Here is a 20,534-nt window from a genome sequence, read left to right on the forward strand (position 1 = left end):
GGTCCGATGAGGAGACGTGAGCGAGAAGAGAAGCGACGGGGAGCTGCTGCGGGCCATCGCGGCGGACGGGGACCGGCGCGCCTTCGAGGAGCTGTACCGGCGGTACGCGCCGTGGCTGACCGCGCGCCTGCGCGGCCGGTGTGCCGACGCCGGGGTCGTCGACGACGTCGTGCAGGAGACGTTCCTCGCGATCTGGCGGGGCAAGGCCCGCTACCGCGAGGACGGCGATGTCGCCGGGTGGCTGTGGCGGATCGGCGCGCGCCGGCTGGTCGACGCGCTGCGCGGCGACGGGGCGCGCGGGCGGCTGCGGCAGGCACTGGCCCGGCTGCGGCACCGGGACGAGGCGTCCGCCGAGGAACGCGTCCTCGCGGGCGTGGAACACGGGGACCTCGCCGGCGCGCTGGTCCGCCTCTCGCCGGAACTGCGGGCAGTGCTCCAGGCGACGGTCATCGACGGCCTGACCACCCGCGAGGCGGCCGTCCTGCTCGGCATACCGCCGGGCACGGTCAAGACCCGGGCCCTGCGAGCCCGGAAGCAACTGCGGGAGGCACTGGCGTGAGCGGGGTCTTGAGGGGGTCCCTGAGCGGGGTTTCGAGCGGAGGGGGTTTGCGGTGTGCCCCGCGGGGCGGCAGTCGGGCGGGAGGCGCGGGCGCGGTCGGGTTTCCGGGTGGGACGGGCTCGCGGGCCGTCCTCCGGAGTCGTGGCCGACGGGCGGGAGGTGCGGGCATGGCCGGGTTTCTGGGCGGAGGGGGTTCGCGGGGTGTTCTGCGGGGGCCTGGTGGGTGGGGAGCCGGTGGCGTGGCCCGGTTCCGGGGCGGACGGGGTTTGCGGGCCGTCCTCCGGGGGCCTGGTGGGTGGGGAGCCGGTGGCGTGGCCCGGTTTCTGGGCGGAGGGGGTTCGCGGGGTGTTCTGCGGGGCTCTGGCAGGCGGGAGGTGGCGGTATGAGCTGGCATGTCGGTGAGGACGAGTTGCGGGCCTATGCGCGGGGGGAGTTGGTGCCGCCGTTGGTGTGGTCCGCCGATGCCCATCTGACCGGGTGCGCCGAGTGCCGGGCGCGGCTCGCGGAGGTCTGGGACGCCGGTGCGCTGGACGCGGCCTGGGAGCGGCTGGATGCCGAGCTGGACGCGCCGCGGCCGGGCCCCTTCGAACGGCTGCTGGTGCGGCTCGGGGTGGCGGACCACACCGCGCGGCTGCTGGCGGCCACGCCCGTACTGCGCCGCTCCTGGCTGACGGCGGTCACGCTGCTGCTGGTGATGTCGGTGCTGACGGCCCACGGCGCCCACTCGGACACGGTCTTCCTGGCCCTGGCCCCGCTGCTGCCGCTCGCCGGCGTCGCCCTGTCGTACGGGCCCGCGCTCGACCCGACGTACGAGATGGCGGTCGTCGCACCCGTGCACGGCTTCCGGCTGCTGATGATCCGTACGGTCGCCGTGCTCGCCGCCGCGCTCGGGCTGTCCGGTCTCGCCACGTTCGCGCTGCCCGGGTACGGCCTCGGCGCGCTCGGCTGGCTGCTGCCCGCTCTCGCGCTCACCGCGACCGGGCTCGCGCTGACGCCCCGGTTCGGACCGGTCCTGGCGCCCTCCGTGGTCGGCGGGGCCTGGGTCGTACTGCTGCTGCTGGCCCGCGCGCAGCAGGGCGGCGGCGACCGGGTGCTCGTCCCGTTCACCGCGGCCGGGCAGGGCGTGGCGGCGGGGGTCGCGGCGCTCGCCGCCGGGCTGCTCTTCGCCGTGCGCGACCGCTTCGACCGGTCCCACCGCTCCCACCGGTCCCACGGAGGCGCCGTATGACCCCCTCCGTCCCACCGACCGACTCACAAGCCGACCCACAGGAGTGCCGTATGACCGTCACCGTCTCCGCCTCCGGGCTCGCCCTGCGCTACGGCGCCACCCGTGCCCTCGACGACGTGTCGGTGCGGCTGAGCCGGGGCGTGACCGGGCTGCTCGGGCCCAACGGCGCCGGGAAGACGACCCTGTTGCGGGTGCTCGCCACCGCCGTGCCCGCCGACGCCGGTGCGTTCACCGTGCTCGGCCACGACCCGGGCACCGCGCGCGGCCGCCAGGAGGTGCGGCGGGCGCTGGGCTATCTGCCGCAGACGCCCGGTTTCCATCCCGACTTCACCCCCTTCGAGTTCGTGGACTACGTGGCGATCCTCAAGGAGCTGACCGACCGCGCGGCCCGGCACCGGGAGGTACGGCGGGTACTGGACGAGGTCGGTCTGGCCGAGGTGCGCGGCAAGCGGATCAAGAAGCTGTCCGGCGGTATGCGGCAGCGGGTCGCGCTCGCCGCAGCCCTCGTCGGCGACCCCGGCTTTGTGGTGCTGGACGAGCCGACCGTCGGCCTCGACCCCGAACAGCGCATGCGCTTCCGGGAGTTGATCGCCCAGGCCGGAGAAGGCCGCACGGTGCTGCTGTCCACCCACCAGACCGAGGACGTGGCGATGCTCTGTCACCGCGTGCTGGTCATGTCCGGCGGCCGTATCCGCTTCGACGGCACCCCCGCCGAGCTGGCCGCGCGGGCCGCCGGCCGGGTATGGAGCAGTACCGCACGCGACCCCGGAGCCAAGGCCGGCTGGCGCACCGGCACCGGCGGCTTCCGCAATGTGGGCGAACCGCCCGAGGGCGCCGAGCTGCTCGAACCCACCCTGGAGGACGGCTATCTGCTCACCCTGGACGCCGATCGCGAAGACCGTACGGAGGTGACGGCGTGACCGCGGCCCTCACGCACACCGAGCAGCCGGCCCCCGCTGCCGCACCCGCCGGCACCGGGGCCGGGAGATCCTGGGCGGCCGTGTTCACGCTCGCCGGCTTCGAGGCCCGCCGGCTGCTGCTGCGCGTCCCGATGCTCCTCGCCCTCTCCCTCTACGTCACCTGGATCGGGTGGCGAACGCTCCGGCCCTCCGACGACTACCCCGTCCTGCAGGACGCCGACCGCGCCACCCAGAGCGGCCCGCTGCTCGTCGGTCTCGCGGTGCTGCTGTGCGTCAACCAGGCCGCGCTGCGCTCCCGGCGCCGGGACACCGAACGTCACTTCGCCGTGCTGGCGCTGAGCCCCTGGCGCCGTACGGTCGCGCACGCGCTGTCCGTGGTGCCGCTCGGGCTGTTCACCGCCGTGGCCGTGACGGTCCAGTTCACCTGGGAGGCGGTCAAGTCCGGTGCGGTGGGCCGCGGTTCGCCGGCCGAGCTGCTGACCGGGCCGTTGACGGTGCTGCTGTTCGGGGCGGTCGGGGTGCTGCTCGCCCGGCTGGCGTCCTCGGCCGTCGCGGCGCCGCTGCTGGTCGTGGTGTTCCTGCTGCTGTTCGTCGCGGGCGCGTTCCCGTTCGCCGGGCGGGAGACCGGGGCGGCGTGGCTGATGCCCGTGGTCACCACGTCCGGTGTCCACCCGGTCCCCTCCGGTCTGCTGGGCCGCCCCGCCGCCTGGCACGCGCTCTACCTCGCCGGGCTGGCCCTGACGGTGGTCCTGCTCGCGGTGCTGGTCGCGGGCGGCCGGAGCCGGACCGTACAGGTCGCGTTCGCCGGTGCGCTGACGCTGGCCGTGCTGGGCGGGGTCGTACAGACCGGCGGGGTCACGGCGGCGACGACGGCGGCCCGTGCCCGCGCCTCGCTCACCCCGGAGAAGGACCAGACGTGCGTCCGGCGCGGGCCGACGCAGTACTGCGCCTTCCCCGAGTGGATGCCCCGCGTCGGGGACTGGGCGCGGATCGCGGACCAGGTGCGGGCCCTCGCGGGCGGCGGGGCGCAGGGCCGGGAACTGCTCGTACGGCAGCGGGTGGAGGCGCGGTACGGCCTCGACGACGACGCGGCGCTCGCTCCGTCCACGCGGCCCGGTCAGGTGACCGTCGGCACGTCCTGGGGCGGCAACCGGGTGCCGGAGTTCTCCACCGCCGTGGCCGGCGTGCTGGTCGCCGGTGACGAGAAGGCGGCGGGTGAGCTGTGCGACGGCCGGATGGTCACGGTGATGTGGTTGTCCCTCGGCCGGCAGCCGGACCCCGAGGGCGCGCTGCGCCACGTCCGCCTCGACGACAGCCTCACCGGTTCCGCGATCGTCCTCTCCCGCACCGAGCCCCTGACCATGACGGCCGGCCAGACCAAGGTCGTGCGCGCGCTCCTGCACCGGCCGTTCTACGGCGTCGTCGCCCGGGTGAAGGCCCACTGGGCCGAGCTGACGACTCCGGGAGTCACGACGGCTCGGGTGGCTGAGCTGCTGGGTGTGCCTGGTTCCGTGGGGGCGGACCGGTGCGGGGAGTGAGCCGGGCATCCGGCCTCCGGCCGGGTCAGGGTTCCCACCCGCACCACCCGGATGACCATCGTCGTCGGGCGCGGGTCGTCGTGGCGCTGGTCGTCCCCGTCTGGCGCACCCTGCCCTGGTGGACGCTCGGGGCCGCCGGTGCGGTGGGGGTGTTGCCGCTCGTGCTCGTCCGGGTGCTCGGATCCGGTCCCGGGCCGGTGGAGGCGCTCTGGATGGTGCGGGCCGCCGGGCTTGCGCTTGCCCTGGGGTTCGGCTTTCTCCTGGACGACCCCGCGCGGCACACCACCGCCCCGGTCCCGGCCCGGCGGGCGGTGCGCAGCCTGCTGCGGGCCGGGCTCGTGGGGCCCGTCGTGGGCGTGTGGTGGGCGGTCGTGCTGTTGCTCGTGCCCGGGGCGGTCCGGCCCCCCGTCGGTGGCGTCACGCTGGAGGCCGGTACCGCCTGTGTGCTCGCGCTCGCCGGGGCCGCGGTCGCCGTGCGGCGCAGCGACGACCCGGAGCCCGGGTGGGGCGTCGCCGGCGCCCTGCTCGGTGTCGCCGTACTCGCGCCGCTGTCGCTGCCCGCCCGCTGGGCGTTCTTCGTGACGCCCGCCGATCCGAGGTGGGCCGGCGGACACGAGCGGTGGGCGTGGGTGCTGGCGGGCGCGGCGGTCGTATGGGCGGGGTCGCTGGGCGAGCCGGCGCCCCGGCGGGCGGGACGGCCGGCGCTCAGGTCTCCGTGCGGTACATGAGGTCCGTCTCGTACGTGGTGAACCCCAGCCGCTCGTACACCGACACCGCCGCCAGGTTGTCGGCGTCGACGTAGAGCATCGCCGTCGGCAGACCCTGGGCGGCGAGGTGGCGCAGGCCGATCGTGGTGAGGGCCTTGCCGAGGCCGCCGCCCTGCTCGCCGGGGCGCACCCCGAGGACGTACACCTCGCCCAGCCCCTCCTCGGCGTGCACCTTCGTCCAGTGGAAGCCGACCAGTTCCCCGTCCCGTTCGGCGAGGAAGAACCCGGCCGGGTCGAACCACGGCTCGGCCTTGCGGTCGTCGAGGTCCCGCTGGGTCAGCGAACCCTGTTCGGGGTGGTGGGCGAAGGCGGCCGCGTTGACCGCGAGCCAGGCCGAGTCGTCCTTGCCGGGCACGAAGGCGCGCACGGTCACGCCCTCCGGCAGCTTCGGGTCGGGCAGCTCCAGGTCGCTCAACGCCCGCCGCATCTGGCGCAGTTCGCGGAACAGGGTCAGGCCGAGGACCTGGGCGAGATGCCGGGCGGCGGGATGTCCGCCGTGCGCCCACACCCGCAGCCGCTTGCCGGAGGCGCCGAGCAGGGCGGAGCCGAGCGCCCGGCCGTGCCCGTGTCCGCGGTGCGCGGGGTGGACGACCAGCTCGGCGGCCGGCGCCTCCACCGGGTCGGTGTCCTCCAGCTGGGCGTAGCCCACGAGTTCGCCGTCGACGGTCAGCAGCAGATGCGAGACGCCCTCCCGGGCACCCCCGCGCAACTGCAGCCGCCCCTGCTCGGACACCGGCTGCTGCCCGTCGGTCCGGGCCGCCTCGCCCAGCAGTTCGCCCACGGCCTCGGCCTGCTCGGGGCTGAGCGCGGAGTAGGTCTCGATGGATCGGGCGGGGAAGGCCCGTACGGTGTCGTCGCTGCTCATGCGTACGAGGGTACGGGGCGGGCGGCGCCGGAGCGGTGCGCCGGCCCCCGATAAAACCTGTGTGAATGCCGCCGCGGTTCCGCAATATCCCTGTGAATTGCGCACAGGGGTATTTCATTGAGGTCTCATCGGAATCGGCTTTTTCCGGCTCGCGAATCCCGTAATGTTTTCCATGTCGAAAGCGAACGACGCGAAAGGAAACGCAGATGAGCTTCCGGAAGATCGCCCCCGTCAAGAAGCGGCACTGCAAGCCGGGCAAGCCTGGTCAGGAGCGCAGGCCGGCGCCGAAGAAGCCCGAGCCCAAGCGCCCGGTCGGCCACAAGTAATCCCTGGAAATCACAGGAATCACAGGAAATCATAGGAACCAGGAAGGGGAATTCCATGTCTTTCCACAAGCTCGCCCCGGTCAAGAAGCACCACAAGCCCGCCCCGGAGCACAAGAAGCCGGCGCCGAAGAAGCCCGCGCCGAGGCGTCGCCCGATCGGCGACAAGCACTGAGCCAGGTTGTCGTGAGGCGGGGTCACCGGTTACTGCGTGGTCGTACCGGTGGCCCCGCCTCGGCCTGTGTCCACAGCTGTGGAAAGAGAAGGAAGGGCAGTCGATGCTGAGGGAGTCCCGCGAGGCCTTCCGCCGGTTCTGGCCGCTGACCCGCGGCGACCGCAAGTGGCTCGGGGCGATCGTGGCGTGCGTGGTCGTGGCCGCGCTCGCCGAGACCGCCGCGATCCTGCTGTTCGGCCAGCTCACCGACCATGCCCTGAAGGCCGGTTCGCTCGCCGCCTTCTGGGGGCCGGCCGGTGCCTGGCTCGGCGTGGCCGCGCTCGCCGCACTCGTCGGCTATCTGGGCAACTCGCTGGCCACCTGGACGGCGGAGAGATTCGTCCTGCGGCTGCGCGCGGCCGTCTTCCGGCACGTCCAGGACCTGCCCCCGCACTTCTTCCAGCGGCACCGGCAGGGTGACCTGGTCGAACGGCTCACCGGAGACGTCGAGTCCATCGAGCAGCTCGTGGTCTCCGGCGTCGTAGGAACCGTGTCGGCCGGATTCTCGGCCGTCTTCTACGCCACCGCCGCCTTCTGGCTGCGCTGGGACCTGGCGCTGGCCACCTTCGTCCTCGCGCCCCTCTTCCTCCTCGCCGCCCGCCGCTTCTCCGGCCGTATCGCCGAGGCGTCCCGGGACGGCCGGGTCGCGGACGGCGCGATCACGTCGGTGGTGGAGGAGTCGCTCGGCAACGTCGTCCTGACGCAGGCGTACAACCGGCAGTGCGACGAGGAGCGGCGGCTCGACCGCGAGGCCCGCGCCTGGCTGCGCGCGAGCGTGCGCGGGGCGCGGCTGAGCGAGATGTACGAGCAGTGCGTCGAGGTCGTCGAGACGCTGTGCGTGCTCACGGTCATCGGCTTCGGCGTGTGGGAGATCTCCGCCGGCCGGATGACCCTCGGCCAACTCCTCACGTTCGCCGCGTTCCTGGGCTACCTCTACCCGCCGGTCCGCAACCTCGGCCGGCTCGGCCTCACGGTCACCGCGGCCACCGCCGGCGCCCGCCGCATCGGCGAGATCCTCGACGCGGAACCGGCCGTCACCGACCCCACCACCCCGGTCCCGGCCTGGCCGGTCCACGGCAGGCTCGCCTTCCACCGGGTCTCCTTCCGCTACCCGGGCGCCCGCCGAGCCTCCCTGCGGAACATCGAACTCACCGCGCAGCCCGGCGAGTTGATCGTGATCACCGGCCCGAGCGGCGCCGGCAAGTCCACGCTCGCCGCCCTCCTCACCCGCTTCTACGACCCCTCGGCCGGCGCGATCACCCTGGACGGCGTGCCCCTCACCGACGTACCCCTGCGCTTCCTGCGCGAACAGATCACCCTGCTGCCCCAGCGGACGCTGATCCTGAACGGCACGGTCCGCGAGAACATCGTCTGCGGCCGCCCCGGCGCGAGCGCGGACGAGATCGAGCGGGCGGCCCGGAACGCGGCGGCCCACGACTTCATCACCGCGCTCCCCGACGGCTACGACACCCACATCGCCCCCGGCACCGCCGCCCTCTCCGGCGGCCAGCTCCAGCGCATCGCCATCGCCCGCGCGATGCTGCGCACCTCCCCGGTCCTGGTCCTGGACGAGCCGACGGCCGGCCTGGACGCGGTGGCGGCCCGCCAGGTGGTGCAGCCCCTGCGCCGCCTGATGTCCGGCCGTACGACGATCATGATCACCCACGACCTGTCCCTCGCCCCCGACGCCGACCGCATCCTGGTCGTCGATCGCGGCCGGCTGGTGGAGACGGGAACGCACACGGAACTCATCGCCCGCGACGGCGCGTACGCCCGCCTGGCGGCCCCGCTGCCGGAGACGGCGACCGGGGCGTCATCACCGGAGGACACGATGATCCTCAGGTGGTGACCACCGGCTCAGCTCCGCTTGGGCCCGGTGATGGCCTCACCGATGACGAATCCCTTGGCGGGGCCTTCCGGGATGGTGACCTCGGTGCCGTAGGGGACGCGGTGGATGTCCTCCCAGTCGGCCTTGTCGGGACGGGGGCCGGTGAAGAGGGTGACGGTGCCCTGCTCGTCGTAGTCGTCGATGAGTACGTAGACGGGGATGCCGGCACGGGCGTACTCACGGCATTTGCGGACGCGGTCGCGCTCCAGGTTCCGGTGGCCGGGCGAGGTGACTTCGAAGACCACCCGTACGCTCGCGGTCGTCAGACCTAGACCATCGTCGGTCACGTAGCGCTCAGGGTCTCTGGCGACGACAAACAAGTCCGGCACCCACGCGCTTCGCTCATGGATGATGTTCGTGTCGTTTCGGGCGGCGAAGTCACCGCCCTTCAGGAAGTCGCCCAGCGCCTCCTTGAGGAGAAAGACGATTTGGCTGTGGGCATAGCGACCGGTGGGCGACACCTCGATGGCTCCCTCGATGATCTCCGCGTGGTAGCCCTCGGGGAGATCCATGGCCTTCCATGCCTGCCACAGGACCTCATCCAGGTCGATTGCGTTCGGTGTTTCGGACTGCGCCTGGGACATGGCCTGCGGCCTCTCATGTGCGAGAGTGGTCAAGGTGGCACCTCCTCTTCAAGTGTGGGCTGGGTGTGCTCTGGGCACAAGCAACGCGATCACGGTAGGAGTGGCGGTGCATATGACCGGGGAAAATGACCTTCACTCACCCGTTCGAGCGACAGCTGAAACGGTCAGCCGCCGCCACGCACACGCGTGCCGCGACTGACCGCGACGCGGAGCACCTCCTCCAGCGACTCGGCGGCCCGCGTCAGCGCGAAACGCACCGCGCGTTCCCCCGCCGCCCGGTCCGAGAGGACGGCCCTCGCTCAAGACCCCGGCGTCCCGCCCGCTGGTCCTCTCGACCGTCTCCTGGGCCGTGTTCGTGGAAGGGATCAAGGATGGGACGGGCGTGCACACGTTCGGGTGACGTCCCGCCGAGGCCAAGGCCCTCCCCGAAGAGGCGTCGAAGATTCGTCACAGGACCCTGAGGACGCACCGGCGAGTGACCGACGCCATCGAGCCGCCAGCGCGCGCCCTGCCGAAGCCGGAGTGACCCGGTCTACGGGGTCTCCGGGGGCGGCGTCGGCGCGCCCGGCAGACGTACGGTCGCCACTGTGCCGCCGCCCTCCGCGGGCGTCAGGGTGACTTCGCCGCCCGCCTGCTTCACCGTACGGGCCACGATGGACAGACCCAGGCCCGAACCCGGCAACGCACGCGCACTCGGTGAGCGCCAGAAGCGGTCGAAGACGTGCGGGAGTTCGTCCTCGGGGATGCCGGGGCCGTGATCGCGGACGGTCAGCACCCCGCCGGTCAGCCGCACCTCGACCGTGCCGGCGCCGGGGCTGAACTTCACCGCGTTGTCGAGGATGTTGACCACCGCCCGCTCCAGGGCGGAAGGCTCGGCGCGGACGTACCAGGGCTCCAGGTCCGCCGTGATCGTCAGCTCCGGCCCGCGCAGGCGGGCGCGGCGCAGGGCGGCCTCCACGGTGTCCAGCAGCGGTACCACCTGGAGCCGCTCCCCGCGCTGGCCCTCCGAGCGGGACAGTTCCTGCAAGTCGCCGATCAACGAGGCCAGTTCGGTCATCTGGGCCTTCACCGAGGCCAGCAGCGCCTTGCGGTCCGCCGGCGGGAGCGGGCGGCCGGTCTCCTCGCTGCGGGTGAGCAGCTCGATGTTCGTCCGCAACGACGTCAGGGGCGTACGGAGCTCATGGCCGGCGTCGGCGATCAGCTGCTGCTGGAGGTCGCGGGAGCTGGCCAGGGAGGCGGTCATCGAGTTGAAGGACCGGGAGAGGCGGGCGATCTCGTCCTCGCTGTCGTCCTCCACCGGGATCCGGATGGTCAGGTCCTCGGTCCGGGCCACGTGCTCCACGGCCTCGGTCAGCTTGTCCACCGGGCGCAGGCCCGCACGGGCCACGGCCAGGCCGGCGGCGCCCGCGCCGAGTACTCCTATGCCGGAGACGAGGAGGAGGATGAGGGCCAGGTCGTTGAGGGTCTTCTCGGTGTTCCTGAGCGGGATGGCGACCATGACGCCGACGTTGGGGCCGGGTCCCCCGCTCGACGTCGAGGTGGGCAGCAGCGGGCGGGTGAGCACGCGCAGCTCGTTGCCCTGCGCGTCCACCCCGTTGCGGAAGTAGATCTTGCGGGTGTCCAGGTCCTTGATCTCGGACTTGTCGGCCTCGGTGACCTTGATCGCGCCTGAGGCGCCCCCGATGAGACAGACCTTGCCGTCCTCGGTGACCACCTGGGAGTACCGGTCCTGCAGGAGTTGGTTGGTCGCCGGCGCGTTGCTGCAGTTGTCGAGCGTGTACTGCAGCTGGCCGAACTGCGAGGTGCCGCGCAGCGACTTCTGCAGATCGCCGTCCAGCTGGTCGTACAGCTTCCCCTGCACGATGAACCAGCACGTCACCGACACCGCAGCCACCGCGAACGCCACCGCCGCCGCGACCAGCATGGCCAGCCGGGCGCGGATGGGAAGGGAGCGGTACCGGCGGAGCAGCTTCCTCACTCGGCGCCGCCCTGGCGGAGCACGTAGCCGACGCCCCGGACCGTGTGCACCAGGCGCGGCTCGCCGCCCGCCTCGGTCTTGCGGCGCAGGTACATGACGTAGACGTCGAGGGAGTTGGACGAGGGCTCGAAGTCGAAGCCCCACACCGCCTTCAGGATCTGCTCCCGGGTGAGGACCTGGCGCGGGTGCGCCATGAACATCTCCAGGAGAGTGAACTCGGTGCGGGTCAGCTCCACCTGCCGGCCGCCCCGGGTGACCTCACGGGTCGCGAGGTCCATGCGCAGGTCGGCGAAGGTGAGCGCCTCGTCCTCCTGGACGTCGGGCAGCGCGGCGGCCGCGTAGGAGCTGCGGCGCAGCAGGGCGCGGATGCGGGCGAAGAGCTCGTCCAGTTCGAAGGGCTTGACCAGGTAGTCGTCGGCACCCGCGTCCAGTCCGGTCACCCGGTCGCCGACCGTGTCCCGGGCGGTGAGCATGAGGATCGGTGTCGTGTCGCCGGCGCCCCGGATGCGGCGGGCCGCGGTCAGGCCGTCCATGCGCGGCATCTGGATGTCGAGGACGACCAGGTCGGGCTTGTAGGAGGTGGCCTTCTCCAGCGCGTCCGCGCCGTCGACGGCCACCTCCGTGTCGTACCCGTCGAACGCGAGGCTGCGCTGGAGCGCCTCGCGTACCGCCGGCTCGTCGTCGACGATCAGGATGCGCTGGGGGTCACGGTCGCCTTCGGCGGGGCTCATCGCTCGCGGTTCCTCGGGGTGCGGTGTGTGGGTGTGCGGGACTTTCCCGGCTGTGTGCGGGACTTTCCCGGCTGTCTCTCAGCCTGCCACGCTCAGGCCCGCACCGCGGTCAGGCGGTTCAGCGGGACCTTGCGGCGGTGGGTGCGGACGGCGGGGGTGCGCAGGCCCATCAGCTGGGGCTGGGGGACCGGCCGGGTGACGACCTCGGGGGCGCGGGGCTTCGGGATCGGCAGGTGCAGATCGCGGGCGACCGAGAGTGCGATGGTGATGTCGGCGGGGTCGTGGCCGGTCATCGTGATCTGGTGCGAGATGTGCGTGATCATGACGTACTCCCTGCTGACGGGTGAAGCGCCTTACTGGAGAGGGGTTAGCCGGTGGCGCCGGACCGCAGCTTGGCCAGGTCCGACTTGACGGTGTTGATCGGGATCGCGAAGCCGAGGCCGATGCTGCCCGCGTCGGAGGACGACGAGGACTGCTGACTCGACGAGTACATCGCGGAGTTGATGCCGATGATGTTGCCGCTCGCGTCGATCAGCGCGCCGCCGGAGTTGCCGGGGTTGAGGGACGCGTCGGTCTGGATGGCCTTGTACGTCGTCGTGGACGAACCGGTGTCGCCGTTGAACTGCCGGCCGCCGAACTGGAACGGCCAGTTGCCGTCGCCGTTCTGGTTCTGGCCCTGGTTCTCGTCCGTGGAGACGGTCACGTCCCGGTTGAGGGCGGAGACGATGCCGCTGGTGACGGTGCCGGTCAGGCCCTCGGGGGAGCCGATCGCGACGACCGTGTCACCGACCTGGACGCCCGACGAGTTGCCGAGCGAGGCCGTCTTCAGACCCGAGGCGCCCTGGAGCTTGATCAGGGCCAGGTCCTTGGAGCTGTCGGTGCCGACGACCTGGGCGGTGTAGCTCTTGCCGTCGCTGGTGCGCACCTTGATCGACTGCGCGCCGGAGATGACGTGGTTGTTGGTGACGATCTCGCCGTTCGACGTGATGATCACGCCGGAGCCGGTGGAGGAGCCACTGCTCAGGGTCGCGTTGATCTCGACGACGCTCGGGCTGACGGCGGCCGCGATCGCGGCGACATCGCCCCGCTTGCTTGAGGGCACCACAGTGGTGGTCGTGCCGCTGGAGGCGACCGTGGTCTTGCCGGTCAGCTCCTGGAAGGCGTACGCCGTGCCGCCGCCGACGGCCGCCGCGACGATCGCGACCGCCGCGAGCAGGGTGACCGGCCCACGGTTGCGCTTCCTGCGCGGCGCGGGCTCCGGAGCCACGCCGGCCGCCGCGCCCGTCGGGGGCTGGTACGACGGCGGGGGCGGCCACTCGGGGTTCACAGGAGCGGAGTAGTGGTCCTGCTGCGGGTCGTTGCCCAGGCTCTCGGTCATGTGAAACAGAGTCCCCCGCGAACGTGAGAGCTTCCTGAGTGCTTGCTGAGAAGCCCGGCAGAACCTCGTTTGCCCCATATAAAGACGGGCGCCGGAGGCACAAGCGGGCGCCGGAGGCACAAGCGGGCGCCGGAGGCACAGGCGGGCGGCGGAGGCACAGGCGGGCGCCGGGGTCAGCCGCAGCCGCAGGACTTCCGCACCACCAGCCGGGACGGGAACGTCTTCAGCCGCTCCCGCCGGGAGCCCGCCACCCTCAGCCCGTCGTCCAGGACCAGGTCGACCGCCGCCCGGGCCATCGCCGAGCGGTCGGAGGCGACCGTGGTCAGCGCCGGGTCGGCGAGCGCGGCCTCCTTGATGTCGTCGAAGCCCGCCACCGCCAGCTCGCCGGGCACGTCGATGCGCAGCTCGCGCGCGGCCCGCAGCAGGCCGATCGCCTGGTCGTCGGTGGAGCAGAAGATCGCGGGCGGCCGGTCCGGCCCGGACAGCACCTCCAGGGCGACCCGGTAGGCGTCGTAGCGGTTGTACGGCGCCTCGAACAGCCGGCCCTCGGTGCTCAGGCCCGCCTCGGCCATGGCCCGCTTCCAGCCCTCGACGTGGTCGGAGACCGGGTCGCCGACGGCCGGCGTCTGCGCCGTACCGCCCATACAGGCGACGTACTCGTAGCCGTGCTCCAGCAGGTGGCGTACGGCGAGCTGGGCGCCGCCGAGGTCGTCGGTGACGACGGCGACGTCGTCGATGGCCTCGGGCCGCTCGTGCAGCAGCACCACCCGGGCGTCCCAGGCGTCGATCTCGGCGGCGGCGAGATCGTTCAGGGCGTGACTCACCAGAATCAGTCCGGACACACGCATGCCCAGAAAGGCGCGCAGATAGTGGACCTCGCGTTCGCCGATGTAATCGGTGTTGCCGACCAGGACCATCTTGCCGCGCTCGGAGGCGGCCTGCTCGACCGCGTGCGCCATCTCGCCGAAGAACGGCTGACGGGCGTCCGGGATGATCAGGCCTATGAGGTCGGTGCGGCGCGAGGCCATGGCCTGGGCGACCCGGTCGGGCCGGTACCCCAGTTCCTTGATCGCAGCGAGGACACGCTCGCGCGTGGCCGGGGCGACCGGCCGGGGTCCGTTGTTGATGACATAGCTGACCACGGCGGTGGACGTTCCCGCCAGCCGCGCCACATCATCACGAGTCACCTTGGCCACGCGCGGAGTCTACGCGGATGGACCCGCTCTGGGCAGGGCGTATCAGCGCGTGGACGGTGAAGCGATGTGCGGAAGCAATGCCCCGTCCGAGCGCTGGTCACACCTGCCCGGCGCGAGTTACGCGTCCGCGTGGACCTCGGCGTCGTCCAGGACGCCGGATACGACGGTGGATGCGTCCGCATCCTCCGCCTTTGCCCGGCCCGCCTTGGCCTTGGCCTCCTCGGCGGCCTTCTCCGCGGCCCGGTCCACCTTCTCGGGTGTAACGAATCGATAACCGACGTTCCGCACGGTGCCGATCAGCGACTCGTGCTCCGGGCCGAGCTTGGCGCGCAGCCGTCGTACGTGCACGTCGACCGTGCGGGTGCCGCCGAAGTAGTCGTAGCCCCACACCTCCTGCAGCAGCTGGGCGCGGGTGAAGACGCGGCCCGGGTGCTGGGCGAGGTACTTCAGCAGCTCGAACTCCTTGAAGGTGAGGTCGAGCACCCGCCCCTTGAGCTTGGCGGAGTACGTCGCCTCGTCCACCGACAGATCGCCGTTGCGGATCTCCATCGGGGAGTCGTCGTTGACGATCTGCTGTCGCCCCATGGCGAGTCGCAGCCGTGCCTCCACCTCCGCGGGGCCGGCGGTGTCGAGGAGTACGTCGTCGATCCCCCAGTCGGCGGTGACGGCGGCGAGACCGCCCTCGGTGACGACGAGGAGCAGCGGACAGCCGGGTCCGGTGGACCGCAGCAGCTGGCACAGGCTGCGCACCTGCGGAAGGTCGCGGCGGCCGTCGACGAGGATGACGTCGGCGCCCGGGGTGTCGACCAGGGCGGGCCCCTCGGCGGGGGCCACCCGCACGTTGTGCAGAAGCAGGCCGAGGGCGGGCAGCACCTCCGTCGACGGCTGGAGGGCATTGGTCAGCAGCAGCAGAGAACTCATACGTCTGGTTCCTCCTCGGTCCCTGCGAGGACGTCGTGCGGACGGGCACTGCTCTGCGATCCCGAAGGCCCCGTACACAGCCACGGTCACCTGGGGTTTCCCGTTTCGTATACAACGCTTCCGAAAGCACAAAAGGACCCGGGGGCTACGCTGCCCGAGTCCTCTGCCCAGCAGAATAGCCCACATGAGGAACCGTTCGGCAGGTCAAGTGGCGCATTCCACCGTTCGTCCGCATCCCGAGACAGGCAGACAGGGGCCTATCCGGACGTTTCTGTGCAGCGCCGACGGAATTCCGGTCGATTCCGTATACGATCCGGGCCCCGCCGTATACGAAACCCCGCCGGACACCCACCGTTCGGCCTCCCGTTCCCCGGTGTTCGTGATCGCCCACGGCTTCACCGGGGACGTGGACCGGCCGCACGTACGAAGGGTGGCGGGTGTTCTGCGTGGTTACGGCGCGGTCGTCACCTTCTCCTTCCGGGGCCACGGACGCTCCGGCGGCCGCTCCACGGTCGGCGACAAGGAGGTGCTGGACCTCGCCGCCGCCGTCGACTGGGCCCGCCGTCTCGGGCACGCGCGCGTGGTGACCGTCGGCTTCTCCATGGGCGGCTCGGTCGTCCTGCGGCACGCGGCCCTGCACCCGGGCACGGCCGACGCGGTGGTCGCGGTCAGCGCCCCCGCCCGCTGGTACTACCGGGGCACCGCCCCCATGCGCCGGCTGCACTGGCTGGTCACCCGCCCCGAGGGCCGCCTGGTCGGCCGTTACGGCCTGCGCACCCGCATCCACCACCGCGACTGGGACCCGGTCCCGCTCTCCCCGGTGGAATCGGTCCCCAGGATCGCCCCGACCCCCCTCCTCATCGTGCACGGCGACCGGGACGGCTATTTCCCCCTCGACCACCCCCGGATGCTCGCCGAGGCGGCCGGTGACCACGCGGAACTCTGGATCGAGCCCGGCATGGGCCACGCCGAACACGCGGCGGACGACGCCCTGCTGACCCGGATCGCGGACTGGGCTGTCGGCACGGCGGGCTAGCCTGACACCATCTGTATCTGTCGTCTTTGTATTTCCCTTGCCGTCGATTGAGGAACGAGATGCCCAAGGTCACGGTGCGCTACTGGGCCGCCGCCAAGGCCGCGTCCGGCGTCGCCGAGGAGCCGTACGACGCGGACACGCTGGCCGACGCGCTGGCCGCCGTGCGCGCGCGACACCCCGGTGAGCTCACGCGCGTGCTGCAGCGATGCTCCTTCCTCATCGACGGTGACCCCGTCGGGACCCGCGCACATGAGACGGTACGGCTGGCCGAGGGCGGCACGGTCGAGGTGCTCCCGCCGTTCGCAGGAGGGTGAGATGAGCAACCAGCCGTATCAGGGTCCCTACGACGGCCAGGACCCGTACCAGCAGCAACAACAGCAACAGCAGTGGCCCGGCTACGACCAGTACGGCCGGCAGCCCGGCCACGACCCCCATGACCCCCAGCCGACCCAGCAGTGGCAGGGCCAGACCTGGGAGACCCAGACGCACGCGCCGGTGCAGACGCCGCCGCAGACGTACGAGGCGCAGCAGCAGGCCTATCAGCAGCAGCCCCATCAGCAGTACCAGCAGCAGCCGTATCAGCAGCAGTACGCGGAGCCCTACGCCCAGCCGTACGCCGCCCAGCCGTACGCCGCCGACCCGTACCCGCAGCCCACGCAGGCACCCGAAGCCGCGCCGGAGCCGACACGGGCGCCGGAACCGGGACCGGAGCCGGCGGCCGAAGCCGCGCCGGAGTACGGCCCCGCGACGCTCGCCGGGAACGCCCGGATCACCGATGCCCAGCGGGCGCGCCTGGAGGGCCGTTCGCCGGTCATCGAGCCCGGGATGCAGCCGGCGCTGCTGACCGCGGTGCTGGGTCTGCTGCTGGCCGCGACGGCGCCGATCGGCTCGTACGCGCTGGTCGTCCCGCTGGTGCTGCTCCAGGCGGTGACGGCGGCGGGCTGGTTCCGGCTCAACGGCATGTGGCCGGCCCGGCAGGGCATCGCGCTGGCCTTCGCGGGCGGCCTGACGGCCGACGTGGCGGTCCTGGCCGCGGGCCGCGACAACGCCCCCGCCGCGATCCTCGGCCCCCTCGGCGTCTGGGTCCTTCTCTCCCTGGTCCTCCAGCTCCGCTCGCACGCCTCGCCGGACGAGCGGATGTACGGCCTGATGGCCACGGTCGTCTCGGCGTCCCTGTCGGTCCTGGCCACGGGGTATCTGGGCGCGAGCGGGCACGCGGTGACGGTCGGCGCGGCAGCGGTCGCGGTGGCCGTCCTGGCCCGCGCCCTGCCCCTGCCGACCCCGGCCTCGGTCGTCGTCGCCCTGCTGGCCGCAGCCGGTACGGGCATCGCGATGGGCGGCATGACGGGCTTCGGCAGCAAGGGCGCGCTGCTGGGCGCGGCGGCCGGAGCCTGCGCCCTGATCGGCCACCGGGTCGCGAGCTACGACTACCCGTCCCGCTTCGTCCACTTCACCGCGGGCGTGGCGCTGCCGCTGTCGGCGGCGGCACCGGTGGTGTGGGTACTGGGGCGGGCGCTGGGCTAGGGCCGTCCCGAGCGGCCGATCCAGGACGGCCCACGGTCGGTGTCGTAACCGGTCTTCAGTTGCACGAACATGATCCTTTTTGGCGTGCGCGCAGTCTGGAATGTCGCTGGTCAGCACCGGTCGAGGTCCACACCGCCCGTCAGCAGGGTGCCGAGGGCGGTGCGTTCGTGTCTGACCGCGCGGCCGGCGCGGACCGTGTCGATCAGGCCCGCGGCGCGCAGGGTGGCCGCGTGGGTGGAGGCCGCGCCGAGGCTGATGCCGAGGTGACCGGCCAGTTCGCTGGTGCTCAGCGGATAGCCGAGGAGGCGCAGGGTGTGCGCCCGGGTGTTGCCGAGGACCGGGGCGAGCACGTCCTCGCCCGCGGCGGCGGGCATCAGCGGCATGCCGGGACCGGCCGGGTAGACCATCAGCAGCGGATCCTGCGCCTTGTCGGCGACCAGCGGCGCACAGGTCCAGTGGAAGGTGGGCAGCAGCAGCAGGCCACGGCCGGCGGACGCCACCTGCCGCCGGTAGGGCGCGTCGATCTCCCAGACGCCGTCGACCAACCGGGAGCCCGCACAGAGACGGGTCAGCGCGCCGACGACCCCGTGCTCGGCCGTGTTGAGGGCGTAGCGGGCGTACTCGGCGGAGTGCAGTGCCGTCACCCGGGGCCAGCTCGCACCGAGTACGGCCTGGTAGGCGTCCTGGAGGCTCTGGCAGAGCTGTTCCCGGGTGGCGGGGTCGCCCTGGGCCAGATCCCGGAGCCAGCGGGGCACCGGCTCCTGCCCCTCCCGCTGTGCCCACATCTCTTCGAGGCAGGCGCGCACCTGGCTGGTGGGCATGGTCCGCACCGCGTCCAGGCCGCTCGGCAGGTCGGGGCTGACCGGGTCCAGGAAGGCCGGGCCCCGGTACGGGGTGAGCAGGTCCCACAGCGGGCGGGTGGTGACGGGCAGCCGCTGCCGTAACTCGCGCCGCCACCGGCCGAACGTCTGCTCCGAGTCCTGGCGCCGCAGCATCATCAGCGAGAGCTTGAGTTCGACCAGCGGTGCCGGCTGCGGTGCGAACCGGATCAGCGCGAGGTCCTGTCCGGACAACTCGATGCGCAGCATGCCCAACCCCCCCGTTGGCAAGCCTTTTGGTCAGCGCAGAAAGGATGGCCCCGCCACCGCGCCCGCGCCAGGCTGAGTTCGCGCCACTCACAGGCGCCGGACAGGGAGGGGCACCACATGAGGATCAGATTCGGACGCCGGGCGGCGATGGCCGTGACGGCCGCGGCGCTGAGCGTCGGTGCGATCGTCACGACGGCGGGGACCGCCTCGGCCGCCGACGCCGTCCAGCTCACCACCAGCCACTGGGTCGGCATCTACGCGGACGCGAACACGAACTCCAAGATCGGGTGGCCTGACCTCGCTCCGGGTGACTGGATCTACGCCAACTGCTGGAAGGTCGGCCAGTCCATCGGCAGCTACGGCGACACCTGGTACCAGGTGAGCTACGTGGACTACGAGGACGGCTACGGCTGGCGGTACGTCGGTACCGGCTACACCTTCGCCGGCTACGTCGACAACAACGCCCACACCGTCAACCGGGATCCCAACATCCCGCAGTGCTGAACAAGCCGAAGGGCCGCACCCCCCACGGCGTCCAACCCCGGGGGTGCGGCCCTTCAGCTCGTCACTCAGCCGTCACTGAGCCCTCGGCTCGCTCAGACCGCGATGGCGACCTCAGCCAGCCCGCCCTTCTCCGCCACGACAACCGTGCGGTCGGCGGAGCCGCCCGGCACCAGCGCGCGCACGGTCCACGTGCCCTCGGCCGCGTAGAACCGGAACTGGCCGGTCGCCGAGGTCGGGACCTCGGCCGTGAACTCGCCGGTCGAGTCCAGCAGACGGACGTAGCCCGTCACCGGCTCGCCGTCGCGGGTCACCTGACCCTGGATCGTGGTCTCACCGGGCTTGATCGTCGAGGCGTCCGGGCCGCCGGCCTTCGCTCCGCACATGCTGTTTCTCCTGAGGGGTGGGATGTCTTACTTGCCGGAGCCGAGCTCGATCGGCACGCCGACGAGGGAGCCGTACTCGGTCCAGGAGCCGTCGTAGTTCTTGACGTTCTGGACGCCGAGCAGCTCGTGCAGCACGAACCAGGTCAGGGCCGAGCGCTCACCGATGCGGCAGTAGGCGATCGTGTCCTTGGCGAGGTCGACGTTCTCGTCGGCGTAGAGCTCCTTGAGCTCCTCGTCCGACTTGAAGGTGCCGTCGTCGTTGGCGTTCTTGGACCACGGGATGTTCTTGGCGCTGGGCACGTGGCCGGGGCGCTGCGACTGCTCCTGCGGCAGGTGGGCCGGGGCGAGCAGCTTGCCGCTGAACTCGTCGGGGGAGCGCACGTCGACCAGGTTGTGGCTGCCGATCGCGGCGACGACGTCGTCACGGAAGGCGCGGATCGAGGCGTCCTGCGGCTTGGCCTTGTACTCCGTCTTGGCGCGCTCGGGGACCTCGTCGCCGGGGACCAGCTCGCGGGCGTCCAGCTCCCACTTCTTGCGGCCGCCGTCGAGCAGCTTGACGTTCTCGTGGCCGTACAGCTTGAAGTACCAGTAGGCGTACGACGCGAACCAGTTGTTGTTGCCGCCGTAGAGGATCACCAGCGTGTCGTTGGCGATGCCCTTCTCCGACAGCAGCTTCTCGAAGCCGGCCTGGTCGACGAAGTCGCGGCGGACCGGGTCCTGGAGGTCCTTGGTCCAGTCGATGCGGATCGCGTTCTTGATGTGGTTCTTCTCGTAGGCGGACGTGTCCTCGTCCACCTCCACGAGGGCGATGTTCGGGTTGTCCAGGTTCGCCTGGACCCAGTCGGCGTCTACGAGGACGTCGCTGCGGCTCATGCTCTTTCTCCTCCGGGGCAGTCGCGGCGGGGCGTG

At 72.0% G+C, this 20,534-nt stretch carries 21 protein-coding genes; 10 read left to right on the top strand and 11 right to left on the bottom strand.

Annotated features, from left to right (window positions below; all coding sequences use genetic code 11):
* Positions 1–16 precede the first annotated feature (16 nt).
* The 5 genes from O1G22_RS22550 (at position 17) to O1G22_RS22570 (ending at position 4,973) form a co-directional block, all read left to right on the top strand.
* The gene (locus O1G22_RS22550) at positions 17–559 is read left to right on the top strand and encodes an RNA polymerase sigma factor (RefSeq protein WP_225098082.1); all 543 of its coding nucleotides are present in this window, start codon (positions 17–19) and stop codon (positions 557–559) included.
* A gap of 382 nt (positions 560–941) precedes the next feature.
* Positions 942–1,787, top strand: coding sequence for a cupin domain-containing protein (locus O1G22_RS22555; RefSeq protein WP_270082978.1), 846 nt, complete (start codon positions 942–944; stop codon positions 1,785–1,787).
* A 50-nt stretch (positions 1,788–1,837) separates the two neighbouring features.
* Complete coding sequence (locus O1G22_RS22560; RefSeq protein WP_270082979.1) at positions 1,838–2,707, top strand: ABC transporter ATP-binding protein; 870 nt, start codon at positions 1,838–1,840, stop codon at positions 2,705–2,707.
* On the top strand, positions 2,704–4,245 hold the full coding sequence (locus O1G22_RS22565; RefSeq protein ID WP_270082980.1) for an ABC transporter permease: 1,542 nt from the start codon (positions 2,704–2,706) through the stop codon (positions 4,243–4,245). Before O1G22_RS22560 ends, O1G22_RS22565 begins: the two co-directional genes overlap by 4 nt.
* A gap of 80 nt (positions 4,246–4,325) precedes the next feature.
* Positions 4,326–4,973 carry an ABC transporter gene (locus O1G22_RS22570; RefSeq protein WP_270082981.1) on the top strand — a complete coding sequence of 216 codons (648 nt, stop codon included), beginning with the start codon at positions 4,326–4,328 and terminating at the stop codon, positions 4,971–4,973.
* On the opposite strand, the gene mshD is transcribed toward O1G22_RS22570, so the two are convergent.
* A complete protein-coding gene (gene mshD / locus O1G22_RS22575; RefSeq protein WP_270082982.1) occupies positions 4,951–5,877 on the bottom strand; it encodes a mycothiol synthase in 927 nt (308 codons plus the stop codon). The genes O1G22_RS22570 and mshD overlap by 23 nt on opposite strands.
* Positions 5,878–6,478: 601 nt before the next feature.
* Here mshD and O1G22_RS22580 point away from each other — a divergent pair.
* Positions 6,479–8,263 (top strand): ABC transporter ATP-binding protein, encoded by a 1,785-nt coding sequence (locus O1G22_RS22580; protein ID WP_270082983.1) that lies wholly within the window; start codon positions 6,479–6,481, stop codon positions 8,261–8,263.
* An 8-nt stretch (positions 8,264–8,271) separates the two neighbouring features.
* Here the strand turns inward: O1G22_RS22580 and O1G22_RS22585 are convergent, their stop codons facing one another.
* The 7 genes from O1G22_RS22585 to O1G22_RS22615 all read right to left on the bottom strand — a co-directional run bounded on the left by O1G22_RS22585 (position 8,272) and on the right by O1G22_RS22615 (position 15,090).
* On the bottom strand, positions 8,272–8,919 hold the full coding sequence (locus tag O1G22_RS22585; protein WP_270082984.1) for a Uma2 family endonuclease: 648 nt from the start codon (positions 8,917–8,919) through the stop codon (positions 8,272–8,274).
* A gap of 499 nt (positions 8,920–9,418) precedes the next feature.
* Positions 9,419–10,864, bottom strand: coding sequence for a HAMP domain-containing sensor histidine kinase (locus O1G22_RS22590; protein ID WP_270082985.1), 1,446 nt, complete (start codon positions 10,862–10,864; stop codon positions 9,419–9,421).
* Positions 10,861–11,595 carry a response regulator transcription factor gene (locus O1G22_RS22595; RefSeq protein ID WP_270082986.1) on the bottom strand — a complete coding sequence of 245 codons (735 nt, stop codon included), beginning with the start codon at positions 11,593–11,595 and terminating at the stop codon, positions 10,861–10,863. Before O1G22_RS22595 ends, O1G22_RS22590 begins: the two co-directional genes overlap by 4 nt.
* A 92-nt stretch (positions 11,596–11,687) precedes the next feature.
* Positions 11,688–11,918, bottom strand: coding sequence for a hypothetical protein (locus O1G22_RS22600; protein WP_270082987.1), 231 nt, complete (start codon positions 11,916–11,918; stop codon positions 11,688–11,690).
* Between the two features lie 44 nt (positions 11,919–11,962).
* Entirely contained in the window at positions 11,963–12,973 is a 1,011-nt protein-coding gene (locus O1G22_RS22605) for a S1C family serine protease (RefSeq protein WP_270082988.1), read from the bottom strand.
* A gap of 173 nt (positions 12,974–13,146) precedes the next feature.
* Positions 13,147–14,169 carry a LacI family DNA-binding transcriptional regulator gene (locus O1G22_RS22610; protein ID WP_270082989.1) on the bottom strand — a complete coding sequence of 341 codons (1,023 nt, stop codon included), beginning with the start codon at positions 14,167–14,169 and terminating at the stop codon, positions 13,147–13,149.
* Positions 14,170–14,286: 117 nt separating this feature from the next.
* Positions 14,287–15,090 (bottom strand): winged helix-turn-helix transcriptional regulator, encoded by an 804-nt coding sequence (locus O1G22_RS22615; RefSeq protein ID WP_270082990.1) that lies wholly within the window; start codon positions 15,088–15,090, stop codon positions 14,287–14,289.
* Positions 15,091–15,274: 184 nt separating this feature from the next.
* Between O1G22_RS22615 and O1G22_RS22620 the strand changes: the two genes are divergently transcribed.
* The 3 genes from O1G22_RS22620 to O1G22_RS22630 are packed head-to-tail and all read left to right on the top strand — an operon-like array spanning position 15,275 to position 17,650.
* On the top strand, positions 15,275–16,126 hold the full coding sequence (locus O1G22_RS22620; protein ID WP_270082991.1) for an alpha/beta hydrolase family protein: 852 nt from the start codon (positions 15,275–15,277) through the stop codon (positions 16,124–16,126).
* A gap of 59 nt (positions 16,127–16,185) precedes the next feature.
* Positions 16,186–16,440 (top strand): MoaD/ThiS family protein, encoded by a 255-nt coding sequence (locus tag O1G22_RS22625; RefSeq protein ID WP_225098063.1) that lies wholly within the window; start codon positions 16,186–16,188, stop codon positions 16,438–16,440.
* A gap of 1 nt (position 16,441) precedes the next feature.
* Positions 16,442–17,650, top strand: coding sequence for a hypothetical protein (locus tag O1G22_RS22630; protein WP_270082992.1), 1,209 nt, complete (start codon positions 16,442–16,444; stop codon positions 17,648–17,650).
* A gap of 110 nt (positions 17,651–17,760) precedes the next feature.
* On the opposite strand, the gene O1G22_RS22635 is transcribed toward O1G22_RS22630, so the two are convergent.
* Entirely contained in the window at positions 17,761–18,738 is a 978-nt protein-coding gene (locus tag O1G22_RS22635) for a winged helix-turn-helix domain-containing protein (RefSeq protein WP_270082993.1), read from the bottom strand.
* 117 nt (positions 18,739–18,855) lie between these two features.
* On the opposite strand from O1G22_RS22635, the gene O1G22_RS22640 reads away from it, so the two are divergent.
* Positions 18,856–19,242, top strand: a complete 387-nt coding sequence (locus tag O1G22_RS22640) for a hypothetical protein (RefSeq protein ID WP_270082994.1) — start codon at positions 18,856–18,858, stop codon at positions 19,240–19,242.
* 92 nt (positions 19,243–19,334) lie between these two features.
* On the opposite strand, the gene O1G22_RS22645 is transcribed toward O1G22_RS22640, so the two are convergent.
* Both O1G22_RS22645 and O1G22_RS22650 read right to left on the bottom strand, forming a co-directional pair.
* On the bottom strand, positions 19,335–19,625 hold the full coding sequence (locus tag O1G22_RS22645) for a DUF1416 domain-containing protein (protein WP_225098061.1): 291 nt from the start codon (positions 19,623–19,625) through the stop codon (positions 19,335–19,337).
* 27 nt (positions 19,626–19,652) lie between these two features.
* Positions 19,653–20,498: a sulfurtransferase gene (locus O1G22_RS22650; protein ID WP_270082995.1), complete on the bottom strand. Its 846-nt coding sequence runs from the start codon at positions 20,496–20,498 to the stop codon at positions 19,653–19,655.
* Between the last annotated feature and the right edge of the window lie 36 nt (positions 20,499–20,534).

The organism is Streptomyces camelliae (genome assembly GCF_027625935.1).
Taxonomy (GTDB): Bacteria; Actinomycetota; Actinomycetes; order Streptomycetales; family Streptomycetaceae; genus Streptomyces; species Streptomyces camelliae.